The organism is Dysgonomonas mossii, assembly GCF_004569505.1.
In the GTDB taxonomy this organism is placed as follows: domain Bacteria; phylum Bacteroidota; class Bacteroidia; order Bacteroidales; family Dysgonomonadaceae; genus Dysgonomonas.
This window is the reverse complement of the sequence record NZ_SPPK01000003.1, coordinates 411,549-429,927: the sequence shown is the minus strand read 5'-3', so window position 1 is coordinate 429,927 and position 18,379 is coordinate 411,549. Positions and strand designations below refer to the sequence as shown.

Below are 18,379 nucleotides of genomic sequence, written 5' to 3'. Positions count from 1 at the left end.
TTTATTACAAACTACTTTTCGTATAATGCAAATATAACCTTATTATAATTATCCTTGCAAATCTCTCTGAATCTGCTTATGAACACACTCTGCAATCTTAGGTGCTGCATCACTTCTACAAGGAGCAAAGCTCGGCCAATCGTTAAAGTCAATAATTTTAAAAGAGCCATCCTCGTCTACAACGCAGTCTCCTCCATATACTTTAACATCTAATATCTCGCCGGCCTTATCACATGCTTTCTTCAAAGCCTCTACATCAAACGGAAACTCATGCGCTTCACCATTTATTGCTTCAAGTCCGAATTTACTATGACTCAAATCGTAAGGATAAAACCAATAGAAGAAATCAGTATCTGCCACTCCATAAAACTTAACAAGGTCTCCCACAAGATGTTCGTTGATCACAGCATTCGGAATATCACGCAAAGCGAACTCTTTTAATATTGATTTCACTTCGGGTATATTACGTGCATAGGTTACATCTTCTCTATGAATGGCATGCGAATCACCTCGTTTGATCCAATATGCATCCGCTGTCATTTTCTTCAGTTCTTGACTCGGATCGTCGGTTACATCCACTATAAGGCTGGTTGGATATGGTATATCGTTTTCCAACAACAAGCGAGTCATTGCCTCTCGTGTACAGTTTTCAATACCGGTTCCGGGGTTTATTATAACAGCTCCATCCTCTTCTCTTTTCTTTAGTTTGCGGATGGTTGTTTTGTCACGAGCCATATTGAAGATATACCGCTCATTCTCTTCACTTAAAATAAATTCGTCTTCTGTATATTCTCTTACATCATATCCCATATTTCTTAAACATTCGGCTGTCTCACTGAATATCATGCCATCATTGCCTATATGATTGGGAGAGAATTTTGTTTTCCTTTTGATTCCTGCTACTTTTATCTTTGACATAGTGTTTATAATGTCCCTATCTCTATTTATATTAATTGTTTAAGAATTTCTCTGCTTTAACAATATCGCCTGCATGATCCACATCTACTATTTTCTCAAAAGGATATGCTTTTAATTGTAAATTGTCGGCAACTAATTGTCTCTGAAAGTTGCGCATACGAGCTTGCCCGGAGTCTAAACAGGCCTCAAGCGTATCAATCGCCTTTGGTGTCAAACCGTAAATACCTCCGGAGATGTATTTACAATTATCAGAATGATCGAGAAAGCCTTTTATTGCCATACGGTCATTTACATCCACATAAAGCGGTTTTTCGTCATCTATGAAGTCTGTCACAGCCATCATACCATCACTATCCGAATCATTTATGAATGTTTGAATATATTTAGAAAACTCGTTTTCTTTAAAAATTGTGTCTACTGTTGTTAAGCAGAATTTTCCGTCTCGAAGAAAATCTCTTAACTCAAAAAAGCTATGCATTGAGCTGGGTGTCGACTTAATCACAACATTAAAAGGAATACCCAATTCGAGATTAGTCAGATAGTCTTGCACTTGAGTCATTTCTTCATTCACAATAATACTTATTGAAGAAGCATTATTTTTGAGAAATATATCAATCAGCCGACGAATCATTTCCACCCCATTTAGCTTTACTAATGGTTTTGGCAAAGTAACACCTTCCTGGACAAGTCTAGAACCTTCTCCCGCAGCAATTATAGCGTAATTCATTTTTATTAACTAAATTTTAACTAAGAGGTAAATATACTATTCTTCTGCTTCTTTTATCAGGTCAACACTATCATCACCGCCTTTATCCACATATAACTTTCTCAGTGGATTAGCATAAGCTTTATCATATTCTATACGATTGCCATAAGTATCAATAGCCATATATATTGCCTGACGGAACGACTCTTCTGAAGCTTTATTTTGCCCTGCAATACTGTATGCAGTACCATGAGCAGGTGATGTGCGCACAATAGACAGACCGGCAGTAAAATTAACGCCGTCTTCCATCGCTAAGGTTTTGAATGGTGCTAATCCCTGATCGTGGTACATAGCCAATATACCATCAAAATGAGTATAATCGCCCGAACCAAAAAATCCATCAGCCGGATAGGGTCCAAAGCAAAGTATCTTTTTATCTTGCAACTCATTCAGAGCAGGAATTATAATTTCGTTTTCTTCATTTCCTAACAATCCATTTTCTCCGGCATGAGGATTTAGTGACAAAACTGCAATACGAGGTCGCCCCACTCTAAAGTCTCTTTTAAGACTTCGTTCGAAGCGGGTAGCTGTTTCCACGATCTTTTCCTTTGTCAATGTATTAGGAACCTCCGACAATGGGATATGTCCTGTAACAAGAGCTATCCGAAGAGAGTCTTTTACCAGAATCATTAAACTTTTATCCTGATCTTTCCCAAAACGTTCTTCCAGATATTCTGTATGTCCCGGGAATTTAAAGTCTTCTCGTTGTATGTTATGCTTATTGATAGGAGCTGTTACAAGAACATCTATTGCACCATCCCTAAGGTCGGCAACAGCTCTTTCGAGCGATTGGTATGCAGCTTCACCTGCAACAGGAGTAGCTTGACCCAGCTCTACTTTAGTCTCTTCATTGATACAATTGATGATATTAACCTTATTTACAACAGCGTCTTTTACATCACTTATCTGATTGAAAGCAACTGTCTGCAACTCCATCGCCTTGCGATGATAAGCGGCAACTTTGGCTGATCCGTATATTATGGGAATACAGATTTCAGCCATACGGATATCTGCGAAGGTCTTTAATATAACCTCATAGCCTATTCCGTTTATATCACCTTGTGTTATTCCTACTTTAATCATAGCTTTATATTTAGGCCTCTCAACTTCCATAAAGGAAGACTACACGAGGGTCATTTCTTTATTTTGCCTGATGGATTATTCTAAATTCTTTTTAGGAGTAGCTAAAGCATCCCCTTTTATTGTCGACAACATACCACAAGCCGCAAAAATATCTTCTCCTCGAGATGCACGAATCGTACTGGTTACTCCCTTTTTAGTCAAATAATCACGGAATGCCTCCATTTTCTCTTTAGTAGAAGTTTTCAAGTCGACATTAGGTATCGCATGAAAGCGGATAAGATTTACCCTACATTCAATTCCCCTAAGTATCTGTGCCAACTCTTTTGCATGAATTAAAGAATCGTTGAAGTTGTCAAACATTATATATTCGAAAGACAATCGTCTCTGTTTTGTCCAATCGTATTGCCGCAATAAATCCATTACCCCTATAATAGGAAATGCTTTTTCGGCAGGCATTATCGATAATCTTTGTTCTTTTTCAGGACTATGTATACTGATAGCCAGATGAGCGTTACTCTCGTCCAAGAAACGTTTCAACTTGGGTGTTACACCTGTTGTAGAAACCGTTATACGCTTCGGACTCCACGCCATTCCATAATCAGCAGTCATTATCTCGAGTGTCTTTTTCAGTTCTTCATAATTATCCAAGGGCTCACCCATTCCCATGAAAACCACATTCGTCAAGCTCTCTGCCTCGCGAACAGAATAGAGCTGATTCAATATCTCGTTTGCTGTTAGATTTCCATTAAACCCTTGTTTTCCGGTCATGCAAAACAAACAATTCATTTTACAACCAACCTGAGAAGACACACAAAGCGTTGCTCGATCGTCCTCAGGTATCATAACGGCTTCTATCAGCTTTTCTTTTTCCGTTCTGAATAAATATTTTACAGTACCATCTACAGATTGCTGAAATTCGAGAGGGTTATACCGCCCTATATCATATTTCTCTGACAGCAAAGCTCTGTTTGCCACAGAGAGATTCGTCATTTCATCGATAGATGTTATTCTTTTTTTGTAAACCCAGTCTGCTATTTGTTTGGCAGAAAATCTGGGTAAACCACACTCACCCACTACACCATAGAAATCTTCCATAGTCATACCCAGTAAGTGCCTTTTATTTTCCATATTCTAGTATTTAGCTTTTAGCAAACAGCCCTTAGCAAATTGCTAAAGGCTATCGGCTAACAGCTTATTTTATAATCTTTTCTTAATTGCTTCGCTTTCCTTTTCAAAACCCGGTTTATCGAGAAGAGCAAACATATTCTTCTTATACGCCTCTACTCCCGGCTGATCGAATGGATTTACGCCAAGAATATAACCGCTTATACCACATGCTTTTTCGAAGAAATAAAGTAACTGTCCGATACTATATTCATTCAGTTTAGGCAACTCTACTTTTATATTCGGAACACCTCCGTCAACGTGAGCAATCTGAGTACCCAACTCTGCCATCTTGTTTACAAAGTCTATTCTTTTACCTGCAAGGAAGTTCAACCCATCAAGATTCTCCTCATCAGTCGGTACTGTCAACGTTTCGTTTGGCTGAGCCACAGAAACAACAGTTTCGAAGATAGAACGCTCACCTTCCTGAATCCATTGACCCATCGAGTGAAGATCCGCAGTAAAGTCTACAGCAGCATTAAATATACCTTTATTTTCTTTGCCTTCACTTTCTCCGTAAAGCTGCTTCCACCATTCTGCGATGTAGTGCAATTTAGGATTGAAGTTTGCAAGGATTTCTATCTTTTTGCCTTTTTTATACAGCTCATTACGAGTAACGGCGTATATCTCAGCAATATTCTTCTCGAATGACACACTTGGTGCTGTTTCTTTTTCCATATAAACCGCACCCGCTACTAACTGACGAATATCGATACCAGCCAACGCAATCGGAAGCAACCCTACCGGAGTCAGTACAGAGTAACGTCCTCCCACATTGTCAGGAATTACATATTTCTTGTAACCTTCTTTTGTTGCCAACGTATACAAAGCTCCGCGAGCCGCATCTGTGATTGCAACAATACGGTTTTTAGCTTCTTCTTTACCTACAGCTTTTTCTAATTCTGCCTTCAGTATACGGAAAGCCAAAGCTGGTTCTGTTGTTGTTCCCGATTTGGAAATATTGATAATTCCAAAAGATTTACCTTTCAGGTAGGTTAAAAGCTCAACAAGGTAATCTTCACCTATATTATTTCCTGCATATAAAATAACAGGATTCTTACGATCTTTCTGTAACCAGTCAAATGCATTTGATAAAGAATCGATAACTGCTCTTGATCCAAGATAGCTACCACCGATACCCACCAATACAATCACTTCACATTTGGCTTTCAATGCAGCTGCTGTATCTTCAATATCTTTCAATTCTGCATCTGTAATAGAAGATGGCAAATTGAGCCAGCCTAGAAAATCATTTCCTTTGCCTGAACCATCGTGAAGAGCCTCATTGCATTTTTTAGCAAGAGCTGCCTGACTGTTGATATCAGCTTGGCTTATAAAGCCTAATGTTTTGCTAATGTCTAATTTGATAACCTTATCCATATTGTTTCTTTATTTTAGTATCTGTTCTCTTAATGTTTTCACTTCTAAATGTGCAGGAGAATTTTCATACAATATACGATAAACCATATCTGCAACAGGAATATCCACATTATATTTTTCATTGATCTCTCTTACACACTTTGTGCCATAGTAACCTTCCGCTATCATTTCCATCTCTACCTGAGCAGCTTTTACCGAATAGCCCTTGCCTATCATTGCACCGAAGGTACGATTGCGGCTAAAACTAGAATAACAAGTTACAAGAAGATCTCCTAAATAAGCAGAATCCTGTATCCTTCTTTCGATAGGAGAAACGATATCAACAAAGCGCTCCATCTCTGAGATAGCATTGGAAACCAATACCGCCTGAAAATTATCGCCATACTTCAGCCCGTGACAAATACCCGAAGCTATTGCATACACATTCTTCAGTACTGCGGCAAGTTCAATCCCCGCAACGTCATTCGACACAGAAGCCCGCACAAATCTATTATTGAAGACTTGAGCAATCGCATTAGCCTTCTGAATGTCGGCACAAGCGATAGTAGGGTAAGTCAATCGTTCCAAAGCGATTTCCTCGGCATGACAAGGTCCTCCCACAATTGCCATATTTTGAGGTGACACATTATAGTATTGTTCCAAATAATCTGTCACAAGCAAATTTTCCGGAGGGACGATACCTTTTATCGCTGAAATAATAAATTTATTCGCCAAACTTGTATTCAACTTTTCAAGATGACTTTTCAAGAAAGGAGAAGGTACAGCAAGAACTATTGTATCCGAATCTTCCACTGCTTGTGTAATATCCGAATAAAATGTAATTCTATCCAGATTGAACTCAACATTTGAAAGATAAGAAGGATTATGTCCTGTTTTCTTAAAATCCTCTATTTGTTCAGGGCGGCGCATATACCAGTTTATATGCTTTTCGTGATTAAGCATAATTTTGGCAAGGGCTGTAGCCCATGTACCACCTCCAAATATTGTTATTTTACCGGGAAAACTCATTCATTCATACTTTAATTAGACACAAGGGGATTAGCTAAGCTTTTTCACCCATCCTTCTACTTCGTCTACAGAAGGTAGTGCTAAATCCAGTTTATATTTTTTATTGACTTCACCTATATCTTGTCTTATCTTCTGTGAATTGACATCCTTCATGCTTTCGACAGTAAAATATCCTGCTTTTTGTAGTACAGGGACAAGATCTTCAGCTATTCCTAATTCTTTATATTTTGATACAGCATCTTTCTTTGGTGCTTTCTCGGGACGCATCTGAGGGAAGAACATCACCTCTTGTATGCTTTCCTGACCGGTCATAAACATCACCAGACGATCCATACCGATACCGATACCACTTGTAGGAGGCATACCATACTCTAATGCACGCAAGAAATCCTGATCGATAAACATTGCCTCATCGTCTCCTTTTTCAGACAATTTGAGCTGATCTTCGAAACGAGCACGCTGATCAATCGGATCATTCAGCTCAGAATATGCATTCGCCAATTCCTTGCCATTAACCATCAGCTCGAAACGCTCTGTTAGTTCCGGATTATTGCGATGCTTCTTTGTAAGCGGAGACATCTCTACGGGATAGTCTATTATAAATGTAGGTTGTATATAGTTTCCTTCGCACTTTTCACCAAAGATGGCATCTATCAGCTTTCCTTTGCCCATAGTTGCATCTTGCTCTATATCTAACTGTTTACAAACATCACGTAGCTGATCTTCATCCATGCCACTAATGTCAAAACCTGTAAAATGTTTGATAGAGTCAATCATCGTAACACGAGGATATGGAGCCTTATAGTCTATCTCCTTATCGCCCATCTTTACCTTAGTTGTACCATGAACATCTGTACAGATCTTCTCCAACATCCTCTCTGTGAAGTCCATCATCCAGTTATAATCCTTATAGGCGGCATAGAATTCCATTACTGTAAATTCCGGATTATGCGTACGGTCCATGCCTTCGTTGCGGAAATTACGAGAAAACTCATATACTCCATCAAACCCGCCTACAATAAGGCGCTTTAGATACAGTTCGTTTGCAATACGCAGATATAGAGGAATGTCTAGTGCATTATGATGCGTGATGAAAGGACGAGCTGTAGCTCCTCCGGGAATGCTTTGCAGCACAGGCGTATCAACTTCTATATATCCATGTCCATTAAGGAATTCACGCATAGAGTTGAACACTTTTGTTCTTTTAAGGAATACATCTTTAACGTTGTCGTTAACAACCAAATCAACATAGCGTTGACGATAACGTTGCTCAGGATCGGTAAAACCATCATAGGTAACACCATCTTTTACTTTTACGACAGGAAGAGGACGAAGCGATTTCCCTAAAACCGTTAATTCTTCGGCATGTACGGATATTTCGCCCATCTGTGTGCGAAAAACAAATCCTTTAACACCAACGAAATCGCCAATATCGAGCAATTTCTTGAAGACAGTGTTATAAAGCTCTTTATTTTCATCCGGACAAAGATCATCTCGAGAAATATAAACCTGTATACGTCCTTCCGAGTCTTGCAATTCCATAAAGGAAGCTTTACCCATAATACGACGCCCCATTATACGTCCCGCTAAAGACACATAACGCTTATCCGCATCATCATGAAAGCTCTCTTTGATCTCTTTCGAATATGCATTTACCTCATACAATGCAGCCGGATAGGGTTCTACTCCCAATGCTCTTAGTTCATCTAAACTTTGTCTGCGAATTATCTCCTGTTCGCTTAATTCCAATATATTCATTATTAATCTATCCTCAGATTTTTATTATTTTAATAATATTTTCGCACACGAATAACCCCGCAAAGTTAAGAAATATAATGGAAAACAAACATCTTATTTTTCACTTAAATTTGAGAGACAACACATTCCGATTCAAAATTTAACAAGGATATAAAAATCAAGAGACAAAACACAGGAAAAGAAAATTATATTTTGTTTCTTTATTCTTTCTAATTTTTACACATAAAACCTGAAACAATGTACAACAAAAAGATATTATTTTCTCTGCTTCTATTGTTCTGTGCCATATCATTGACAAATACTGCATTTTCTCAAAACCGGAAAATTGTCATTTTAAAGCTAGATGATGTAACTGCAGGAGGTACAGAAGGAGTTGTTTCTCCCCGCTGGCAACGTGTCGCAGATTATATAGAAAACAAAAAGATAAAAGCAGGTTTTGGTATAATTGGATTTTCTCTTGCCGAGGACAACCCGGCTTACTTCAAATGGATTACCGACCGTGCAGAAAGAGGTTTCATTGAATTCTGGAATCATGGTTATTATAACCGCACCAAAGGTGATACAATAGGCGAATTTGAAGGCACTTACGAGCAACAGCTCAAAGCTCTACAGTTGACAGACAGCCTTGCAAAAGCCAAACTCGGACTTCAGCTTCGGGTATGGGGACCTCACTGGAGCAGCACAAACACGAACACAGACAAAGCCTTAGCTCAATTTCCTCAAATAAAAATGACATTAGGCAGTCCTATATCTCCCGTCTACTACAAAGGATATGTATTACCCAACACTCTAGATATGGAATATCCGGTACATAACCCGAATTATGATGAATTCCTTAAGGCTTATCGCGAAAAATCGAAAGATTTAAATTATTTCTACCTACAGGGGCATCCAAATAGTTGGAACGAAAACCAATGGCAAAATTTTGTAAAAATAGTAGAGTTTTTAGAATCGGAGAATGTAAAATTCGTTACCCCATCAGAATTTCTAGAAATAATAAAAGGTAAATAAACACTAGATAGGCTTAACCTCAAATTAACAAAGTTAAATACTTAATTATGTAAAAAACAACGCCGATGGTAGTGTTTTTTGTACCTTTGCACGCTCAAAAGATGGGAGGAATCACTCCTTAACAGTTAAATGCTTTTTAGATGTCAAAAACAGCTAACATTGATGAATTACAAAACAAAAAAATAAGTAAACTTCTTTGGCAATACGCATTGCCGGCCATAGTAGGAACTATGGTGAATGCCTTGTATAACATTATAGACCGTATTTACATTGGACACGGGCCCAATCTGGGAGACCATGCCATTGGCGGGCTTGGTATTGTTTTGCCGATAATGAATCTTACCGCCGCTGTGGGTATGCTTGTAGGTGCAGGTTCAGCCAGCCGTATTTCAATATGCTTGGGTAGCGGAGATAAAGAAACCGCAGAAAAGATAATAGGAAACTCGTTCCTTATGACTCTTTTATTCACAGGAGTACTTGTTACTACGCTATTTATTTTTCTCGATCCTATATTATTAAGAATCGGAGCCACAAAAGAAACGTTTCCGTATGCGAAAGAATTCTTACTCTATTACCTGCCCGGCAATATATTTTTGACTATGTGCTTCAATTTCAACAGCATGATGCGTGCTTCGGGCTATCCTCAAAAGGCAATGTATACGATGCTAATCGGCGTTATAGCCAACATTATAATAGCTCCAATTTTCATTTTCTGGTTCGAATGGGGAATAAAAGGAGCTGCGATAGCTACTATCATTTCAATGTTTATAGGGCTATGTTTTGTCATGTACCACTTCATGAACAAAAATAGCATGTTGCGTTTACGCAGAAAGCATATTGGCTTAAACAAAAAAATAGTATGGGCGGTGGCAAGCATAGGTATGTCTCCGTTTTTCATACAAGTTGCAGCGTCTATCGTCGTATTCTTCATCAACAATAATCTGAAAACCTACGGGGGAAACATTGCTATCGAAGCTTATGCCATAGCAAACACCCTGATAATGATTATCGTAATGATTATGGTCGGACTTACCCAGGGAATGCAGCCTATTGTAGGATACAATTATGGAGCCAAAAGAATACAGAGAGTTAAAGAAACCTTGTTTTACACAATAAAAGTCGGTGTGGCTATTGGCTGCATAGGTTTAGCTATAGGCGTATTGTTGCCGGACATGATAGTTAAACCGTTCAATCCTTCGCCACCTTTAGCAGCCGAAACAGCAAAAGCCTTACGTATTGTAACGATTATGTTACCACTAGTCGGATTCCAGATTGTGGTTACAAACTTTTTCCAATGTATAGGTATGGCAGGAAAATCAATTCTATTAAGCCTTACCCGCCAGTTCCTATTATTATTACCAGCCTTGTTTATATTACCGCAGTTTTTCGGAGTAAACGGAGTATGGTATTCATTGCCAACAGCTGACTTTTCGGCAACTTTACTGACCGCAGCTTTGTTTATATGGCAGATAAATAAATTTAAGAAAATAGAATCCGCAGAGAAATTATAATATGATAGATCATTTGAACAAACAAAATATATTAGATCATTTCTCCATAACGGAGAATAACTTGCTTAAAGTAATAAACGAAGCTCTAGGTAAAGGTGCTGACTATACCGACATATTTTTTGAGCACACTTTCAGCAACAGCATATCACTCCGTGATGGAGAAGTAAATCGTGCTGCCTCGAATATAGATTTTGGGGTAGGAATACGAGTTGTCTCGGGAGATCAGACAGGGTATGTTTATGTAGAGAATACCGAAATAGCAGAACTGCTGAAAGCTGCAAAAACAGCCGCAGGAATAGCCTCTATTCCGTCAAAAGGAATAACTCCGATAGAGATAAAAGAGAAACATTTCAGAAACCACTATAAAATAGAAAGACCGTGGCTTGACATTTCTGTAGCAGACAAAAAATCATTTGTTCAAAAATTGAATGACAGAATTTTCGAGTTAGACGCTCGGGTCATCAAAGCTTCGGTCAGCCTAAACGATTCCACTTCTTATATTTTATTCTTTAACTCAGAGGGTATCCTTACCTGGGATTATCGCCCAATGAGTCTTATGTCTGGTTCATGTACAATGGAACAGGGCGGCAAGATAGAAAACGGATATGCTTCACGTGCCTACCGAAAAGGTTTTGAGTCTTTAAACAATGATCTGATAGAGACTTTAGCAAAAGAAGCCGTTGCACAAACCTCTCTGATGTTTGAAGCCATAAAACCCAAAGGCGGTGAAATGCCTGTAGTGATGGGTGCAGGAAGTTCGGGAATCTTATTACATGAAGCGATAGGCCATACATTCGAGGCGGACTTTAACAGAAAGAATATCTCTATATTTTCCGATCAACTTGGAAAAAAAATCTGTTCACCCGACATAAATGTTGTGGATGACGGCACCATAGACAATGCCCGAGGCACAATCAATTTTGATGATGAAGGAGTGGAAGCACAAAAGACCTATATTGTGAAAGATGGAGTTCTGGAAAGCTATCTTCACGACCGAATAAGTGCGAAGCATTACAACGTATCACCAACAGGAAACGGACGAAGGCAATCGTTCCGTTATGCTCCCCTACCCCGTATGCGGGTAACATATATGGAAAACGGAAACATTCCCGAAGCTGACATTATAGCGTCAGTTAAACAAGGTGTATATGTAGATAATTTCACCAATGGACAGGTACAAATCGGAGCAGGAGATTTTACCTTTTTCGTAAAAACAGGTTATCTGATTGAGAACGGTAAACTTACTCAACCGATAAAAGATATAAACATCATTGGAAACGGAGCCAAAGTCCTCACCGACATTACAATGGTGGGCAATAATCTGAAGATAGATGAAGGCACATGGACTTGTGGAAAAGACGGACAGAGTGTACCTGTAGGACAAGGGCTACCTTCGGTTTTAGTGCGCAAGCTGACTGTAGGTGGAGAATAATATCAGAAATTTATAGCATAAAAAAACAGGATCGGTATTCACGAAGAAATCGATCCTGTTTTATTTTAAATATCAGCTACTGCAAATTATTCATTGATAATACTGAAAAGCTCTTCAGCCGCTTCACGTGGCCCTTCTTTGCTTTTACCATCAATAGCCAGAGAAGTATGCATCTCTCCTATTTTTGCATCACTTTCGTCTAAAGCCAAGAAGAATTTACGTACAAGCTTTTCGGCTTTATCTCTTTCCTGCACAGGACCAAAAGGATTTGCGAAATAAGACTTAACAAGCCCTTTCTCGGTAGTTGTTCCTTTTGCCTTTCTTGCTCCGTCTTCAAAAACCTCTATTGCTTTATCGACATCCTCAAAGAAACTGATCTTTGTTTCCGATTCGGCATAATTATTAGCATATAGCATATAGTCAATCGTATACCCTCTCGATATAACCTCATAAGTAGATATCGGAATGGTTACTCGTGCATTTATTCTATCGGGGTTGGTGTAGATACCTCTATCAAGCTGAGCAAAAGCATAAGCAGGATCCAAGTCGTCAGTACGGACAAAGGCTCCTATCTCAGTTCCATATCCTTTTATCTGTCCGTCAGCTTCAAATTGCAAATATCCCATATCATCGAATATTACACGCATGTGACGTATATATTTTTCGTTGAGTGTGCGGAAAGCTTCAAGACTTTCAGATTTACCGGCTCCACTATCTCCCATTATGATAATATTTGCTTCTTTACCATTCTTCAGAGCAATGTTCACCATAGCCCCATGAATAGGCAGATTGCCTCTTTCCATTTGCTTGATATTATGCAGCGTAAGAAGCATCTTCTTCATATAACCAAAATAGTCGATATCATCGCAATAATTAGCATAACCGATCAATATATCATTCTTCTTATCCTTATGATAGAAAGTACGTTTTTCTTCATAGCCGTCAGGATATCCGAATACGTAAATCAAATCAGGTTTCTTTCCTACATAATCGTTGCCTTTAGCCAACTCGAACAAGTTAGCAAGACCTAAACCATGACACATAAAATCTTTATGGAAATAGACAAAAGCTAACAAGTTACCAACTTTTGCAGGGTACAGAAACCACTCATCCTCATTCAGAATCAAATTAGCCAAAGGGTTTGTTTGATGTTCCTGGAAGATACCATCTCTGGTATTCTTTTTCGTATATGAAATATAAGGAGGATTGATAACGACTGTTCCTATAAATGGTATAGATGCAAGCCCCTTATATTCAATCGGGCAATTCCATTGCATATCGTTAAGCATCAAGCCTGCATTCGCCCCTGCGATAGTCTGACGGTATACGCTATGACTGTATCCCATTACGGTTTCTTCTGTACGTCTGTAGATAGACAGAATCAACTCATTAAGAAGTTGGTTTGCTTGCACAAAGCGCACATTTTGAAGACCATCACCCATGCGATTGTTATGAACAACAGTAACCCTTTCCAGCCTTCTCCAATAGTTATACAGCATTTCTATAAGCTCTATAAACAAGCCTTTATCCTTAAAGAATGGAGCAAATTTATTATTTACTACCAAAAGCTCATCTATTTCACATACAGTCAAAAGCTTCATAACCTCTATCAAAGACAAGGTGAGCTCTTCATCAGTTTTGAAATCTTTAATAAAATAATCGTAAATAATCTGGTTATCTTTCTTTATTCTGAAAATAAAGGATTCAACCACCCGATGAAACGCGTAACTACTTAAAATTTTCTGTCTGTTATCACAATACTTCAAAGAGAAATTGATGATAGCACGACCCCTGTTTAATGTAAATTCTTGCAGCATCTTTGTTATTAATTAGTTAATATATTAGTATCAAAATATTTTTATCCCTAAATCTTTTATCTTCTTTATTTTCTTTACGCTCTTTTTCCGAAACAATAATGCGGCAATACATATACCGATTGCCAGACAAAAGAGTAAAGAAGATGTCAATATAAAATTGTAAACCGTGTCATGCAATAAAAATGCTGTTTTTGCACTGGTCGTTCCCTCTTCATATATCCGTATACATCCCAGCATCGTGTTGTAGGCATACAAGCCCGGTATCATGGTTATACAAGCCGGCAATGTAAATACAACCGGAGGAGTATGTATCTTATGAGCACAGTAGATACCCAAAAGCCCTATTACAACAGTGCCACTTAACGTAGCTGAGATCAAGCCAAAGTCGAAATACAACAACGTAAAACGAATAGCATGACCAAGCCCTCCCAGCAAACCGGCAACCAACAATCCCTTCTTAGGCGTTTCGAACAATAGTGCAAAACCTATAGCAACAAAAAAACTAAGAAGAGCGTCTTTCAATATATGTATTAGCATAATCAAAAATTACTTATTCCTATTATTGTCATACTAATAAACATCCCCACAGCGATACATAAGAGAATAAATCCGCCGAATGCTCCACGGGCTATACCTGTAGGAATATACCCTTCAAGCAAATCGATTATACTATTTATCAGAGGAACTCCCGGAATAAGGAATAATACAGAAGTAGCAATAGATGTTTGAGGCAAATAACCAAATCCTGATAAGATATTCAATCCTGATATGGTTGTTGTCACAAACGCTGAACAGATAACAATAACCATTAGGTTAAACTTTCTTTTAATCATCTCCTGACGCACCGCAAGCCCCACGAATGAGGCTAAAAAAGCAAAAGCCCCATCTATTAAATTCCCTCCGGCCAGTAGGCATAACGATCCGCAAGCTATTCCAATAAACAGGCGAACAAGCCAAACGGAATAACGAGAGGTATCCTTCAACCTTTTTATACGCTGGTGCAACTCCTGCAAAGAAATCCGGTCTTCGGCAAGCTCCCATGTCAGCAGACTGGTATTGGTGAGTATTCCAAAGTGTACCCCATGATGTATTATCTTTTTATTGGCCGTTACTATGTTTTCCTCATTATCCATATCGGTTACCGATACCGATACAGCAGTAAATGATATCAGCATTTCTACTTTATAGTTTGTCTTCTGTGCTATAAGTTGTACATTCCTATTAATTCTTTCACAGTGGGCTCCCGATTCAAGCAACAGGGTACTGACCTCCAATATGATGCCTACAAATTCCTTCAACGACAACTCTTTGTCTGAACGTGTGTTTTCTACATCTGCACATCGATCATCAACATGCGAATAATCAAGAATGTTTGCGCGCATTTCTTTCTAAACTTTTTACGATTAAACATAAATGTAAAAAGCTCTTTTGAACTTCTCAATGCTGCAATAAGAACACACCTGGATAATAACATCTCCTCCGACAAGAGGGATGAATGAAATTATTAGACATAACACTTTTATCGCGAAGCATTGTCAATCCGATTTAAGGCAGGTATCCTGGCTTTCACCATTTCTATTTTCCTTCCCATCTCTATACGAAACAGTGGATTTTAAATAGAAACTTTCGCGGTGATTACAGTTGCGCGACAGCTCAGGACTTTCACCTGATTCCCTATTCTCCTCAATATCTGAGGCACCTTAGCGGTTGAAGAATAATGATAAAGAACTTTCGGAAGGCAAAGGTATAGGAAAAAATAATAAATAGCACATCTTTTTTATTTTTTCCTATACAAAAAGATATAAAAGAAAACAAAAAGAGAGGAGTCTCAATCAATAAGCATTTTTATATTAAATGTTTATTTTTATGCTTAAAAACATATAACTTTGTCACAGGTTTTGGTGTCATTTACTATATCCATAGAAAATGATGAAAAGGGAATCAGGTGAAAATCCTGGACAGACCCGCTGCTGTAAGCTCCTCCAAAGACTTTGAACAATACTCTATCCACTGTTCTTACACTGAATGGGAAGGATGCTCAAAGATAAAGTAAGTCAGAAGACCTGCCAAGACCATATAGTTTGAAGCTTTCGAGGAATAAAGCTGAAGATTTAGGATGGGATTTTTTCAAATAGAAAAAGCCTTCTCTATTTTATTTTTATTCTGTTACATTTATTTAAATACGTCTGTATTTATTTCTTATTCTATTCCACGTAAGCTCTGAAAATTGAGTACTTAGAAATTTATTTTATAATCAAATGGAAGCATATAAAAACTTTAAAGGCACACGGTGGCAAGAGGAAATCAATGTAAATGATTTTATACTCCAAAACTATAAAGAATACACAGGAGACGAATCTTTTCTACAAAACCCTACTGAAGCAACAATCAAGCTATGGGAAAAGTTAAGCACAATGTTTATTGAAGAAAAAGAGAAAGGCATATATGATGCCGAGACTCGAATACCTTCTCAAATTGATGCTTATGGACCCGGATATATAGACCAAGAGCTGGAAAAAATTGTAGGGGTTCAAACAGACAAACCGCTAAAAAGAGCAATATTCCCTAACGGAGGTCTCCGTATGGTGAAACAGAGTTTGGCCGAATATGGTTATAAACTCGACAAAGGGACAGAAGAAATATTCTCAAAATACAGACGCACACACAACGAAGGTGTATTCGCTGCTTATACCGACAGCATCCGCAGAGCCAGAAGCAATGGATTGTTAACGGGCCTACCCGATGCTTACGGACGTGGACGTATTATCGGCGATTACCGCAGAGTAGCTCTTTACGGTGTAGATCGATTAATCTCAGAGCGAGAAAAACGTTTCCAAGAATGTGACCCAATTGTGATGACAGACGATCTGATTCGTCTTCGTGAAGAGCTAAGTTCGCAAATAGAAGCATTACTAGCCTTGAAACGTATGGCTGCTTCGTATGGCTTCGACATTTCTCAACCGGCGAATACAGCCCAAGAAGCTATCCAATGGACATACTTTGGATACCTGGGTGCTATCAAAGACCAAAATGGTGCAGCGATGAGCCTCGGACGTGTAACTACTTTCCTCGATATATATATCGAAAGAGATTTACAAGCAGGCTTAATAACCGAGATAGACGCACAAGAGCTTATTGATCATTTTGTAATGAAGTTACGCATAGTCCGTTATCTTCGCACCAATGAATATAATGAACTATTTTCGGGAGATCCTGTATGGGTAACCGAATCGATCGGAGGTATGACAAACAACGGAAAGTCGATGGTTACGAAAAATAGCTACCGTATGCTTCATACACTATACAACCTAGGGCCTGCACCCGAACCTAATCTAACAATATTATGGAGCGACCGTTTACCCGAAAGCTGGAAGCATTATTGTGCCAAAGTTTCTATCGACACGTCATCACTCCAGTACGAGAATGACGACCTGATGCGTCCTCAACTAGGCGATGATTACGGTATCGCATGTTGTGTATCGCCGATGCGAATAGGGCACCAGATGCAATTCTTCGGGGCAAGAGCGAACTTACCAAAGGCTCTACTATATACAATCAACGGAGGTAAAGACGAAATAACCAAAGCGCAAGTATTACCAAAGCACTGGGTAGAAAAGGTATCAGGAGAGTATCTTGACTTTGAAGAAGTGTGGGAGAAATTTGACCGCACCTTAGATTGGGTTGCCGAAACTTACGTAAAGGCATTAAATATCATCCATTATATGCACGATAAATATTCATACGAGGCTTTAGAAATGGCTTTGCATGATGTTGATATCGTTCGGACACAAGCATTCGGCGTTTCGGGGTTGTCCATTATCGCTGACTCTTTTGCTGCTATCAAGTATGGGAAAGTACGCATCGTAAGAAATGAAGAAGGTGACGCAGTCGACTATATTATAGAAAAAGATTATGTTCCGTTTGGAAATAACGATGACAAGACCGACAGGTTTGCTGTGGAAATAGTAGAAAAGTTCATGAGCAAAATCCGTAAACGTAAGATGTATAAAGATGCGATACCTACACAGTCGGTATTGACCATCACTTCAAATGTTGTTTACGGAAAGAAAACAGGAAACACCCCTGACGGACGACGTGGAGGAACACCTTTTGCTCCGGGAGCCAACCCTATGCATGGGCGTGATACCAGAGGAGCTGTAGCATCACTTTCATCTGTAGCGAAGCTTCCGTTTGCTCATGCAAATGATGGCATTTCATATACTTTCGCTATCACACCAAATACATTGGGTAAAAACAGAAAAGAAGAAGCTCAAAACCTCAGCGGACTTCTTGATGGTTACTTCTTACAAACAGGTCACCATCTCAACGTTAATGTATTTGACAGGAATCTACTTATCGACGCGATGGAACATCCTGAAAAATATCCTCAGTTGACAATACGTGTATCAGGTTATGCTGTTAATTTCGTAAAACTTACAAAAGAGCAGCAATTGGATGTTATAAACAGAACAATTACTACATCGTTCTGATACTCCGTTAATAACCAAAAAGTTGCCCCTAAAACAAAAAA

At 38.7% G+C, this 18,379-nt stretch carries 14 protein-coding genes and 2 riboswitches; of the genes, 4 read left to right on the top strand and 10 right to left on the bottom strand.

The window, feature by feature from the left end; all coding sequences use genetic code 11:
- Window positions 1–48: 48 nt before the first annotated feature.
- The 7 genes from E4T88_RS11840 to lysS all read right to left on the bottom strand — a co-directional run bounded on the left by E4T88_RS11840 (window position 49) and on the right by lysS (window position 8,077).
- Entirely contained in the window at window positions 49–918 is an 870-nt protein-coding gene (locus E4T88_RS11840; protein ID WP_135105708.1) for an ATP-grasp domain-containing protein, read from the bottom strand.
- Between the two features lie 31 nt (window positions 919–949).
- Window positions 950–1,645 (bottom strand): sugar phosphate nucleotidyltransferase, encoded by a 696-nt coding sequence (locus tag E4T88_RS11835; protein WP_135105706.1) that lies wholly within the window; start codon window positions 1,643–1,645, stop codon window positions 950–952.
- Window positions 1,646–1,681: 36 nt separating this feature from the next.
- Window positions 1,682–2,767 (bottom strand): 4-hydroxythreonine-4-phosphate dehydrogenase PdxA, encoded by a 1,086-nt coding sequence (gene pdxA / locus E4T88_RS11830; RefSeq protein WP_135105704.1) that lies wholly within the window; start codon window positions 2,765–2,767, stop codon window positions 1,682–1,684.
- Window positions 2,768–2,842: 75 nt separating this feature from the next.
- Window positions 2,843–3,895 carry a dual-specificity RNA methyltransferase RlmN gene (gene rlmN / locus E4T88_RS11825; protein WP_135105702.1) on the bottom strand — a complete coding sequence of 351 codons (1,053 nt, stop codon included), beginning with the start codon at window positions 3,893–3,895 and terminating at the stop codon, window positions 2,843–2,845.
- 69 nt (window positions 3,896–3,964) lie between these two features.
- Window positions 3,965–5,311 carry a glucose-6-phosphate isomerase gene (locus tag E4T88_RS11820; protein WP_135105700.1) on the bottom strand — a complete coding sequence of 449 codons (1,347 nt, stop codon included), beginning with the start codon at window positions 5,309–5,311 and terminating at the stop codon, window positions 3,965–3,967.
- Window positions 5,312–5,320: 9 nt separating this feature from the next.
- Window positions 5,321–6,319 carry an NAD(P)H-dependent glycerol-3-phosphate dehydrogenase gene (locus E4T88_RS11815; protein ID WP_006841900.1) on the bottom strand — a complete coding sequence of 333 codons (999 nt, stop codon included), beginning with the start codon at window positions 6,317–6,319 and terminating at the stop codon, window positions 5,321–5,323.
- Window positions 6,320–6,349: 30 nt separating this feature from the next.
- On the bottom strand, window positions 6,350–8,077 hold the full coding sequence (gene lysS, locus E4T88_RS11810; RefSeq protein ID WP_135105697.1) for a lysine--tRNA ligase: 1,728 nt from the start codon (window positions 8,075–8,077) through the stop codon (window positions 6,350–6,352).
- A 237-nt stretch (window positions 8,078–8,314) separates the two neighbouring features.
- Between lysS and E4T88_RS11805 the strand changes: the two genes are divergently transcribed.
- The 3 genes from E4T88_RS11805 (at window position 8,315) to E4T88_RS11795 (ending at window position 12,031) form a co-directional block, all read left to right on the top strand.
- Complete coding sequence (locus E4T88_RS11805) at window positions 8,315–9,088, top strand: DUF2334 domain-containing protein (RefSeq protein ID WP_135105695.1); 774 nt, start codon at window positions 8,315–8,317, stop codon at window positions 9,086–9,088.
- A gap of 140 nt (window positions 9,089–9,228) precedes the next feature.
- Window positions 9,229–10,599, top strand: a complete 1,371-nt coding sequence (locus E4T88_RS11800; RefSeq protein ID WP_135105693.1) for an MATE family efflux transporter — start codon at window positions 9,229–9,231, stop codon at window positions 10,597–10,599.
- 1 nt (window position 10,600) lies between these two features.
- Window positions 10,601–12,031, top strand: a complete 1,431-nt coding sequence (locus E4T88_RS11795; RefSeq protein WP_135105691.1) for a TldD/PmbA family protein — start codon at window positions 10,601–10,603, stop codon at window positions 12,029–12,031.
- An 86-nt stretch (window positions 12,032–12,117) separates the two neighbouring features.
- On the opposite strand, the gene E4T88_RS11790 is transcribed toward E4T88_RS11795, so the two are convergent.
- From E4T88_RS11790 to E4T88_RS11780, 3 genes are read right to left on the bottom strand one after another with little or no spacing between them, the layout of a single operon-like run.
- Window positions 12,118–13,848, bottom strand: a complete 1,731-nt coding sequence (locus tag E4T88_RS11790) for a phosphoenolpyruvate carboxykinase (protein WP_135105689.1) — start codon at window positions 13,846–13,848, stop codon at window positions 12,118–12,120.
- A 30-nt stretch (window positions 13,849–13,878) separates the two neighbouring features.
- The gene (locus E4T88_RS11785) at window positions 13,879–14,385 is read right to left on the bottom strand and encodes a threonine/serine exporter family protein (protein WP_135105687.1); all 507 of its coding nucleotides are present in this window, start codon (window positions 14,383–14,385) and stop codon (window positions 13,879–13,881) included.
- Between the two features lie 2 nt (window positions 14,386–14,387).
- Window positions 14,388–15,230 (bottom strand): threonine/serine exporter family protein, encoded by an 843-nt coding sequence (locus tag E4T88_RS11780; RefSeq protein ID WP_135105685.1) that lies wholly within the window; start codon window positions 15,228–15,230, stop codon window positions 14,388–14,390.
- Between the two features lie 150 nt (window positions 15,231–15,380).
- Window positions 15,381–15,564, bottom strand: a riboswitch (cobalamin riboswitch).
- A gap of 166 nt (window positions 15,565–15,730) precedes the next feature.
- A riboswitch (cobalamin riboswitch) is annotated at window positions 15,731–15,933 on the top strand.
- A 173-nt stretch (window positions 15,934–16,106) separates the two neighbouring features.
- Here E4T88_RS11780 and pflB point away from each other — a divergent pair.
- Window positions 16,107–18,338: a formate C-acetyltransferase gene (pflB, locus tag E4T88_RS11775; protein WP_135105682.1), complete on the top strand. Its 2,232-nt coding sequence runs from the start codon at window positions 16,107–16,109 to the stop codon at window positions 18,336–18,338.
- Window positions 18,339–18,379 lie beyond the last annotated feature (41 nt).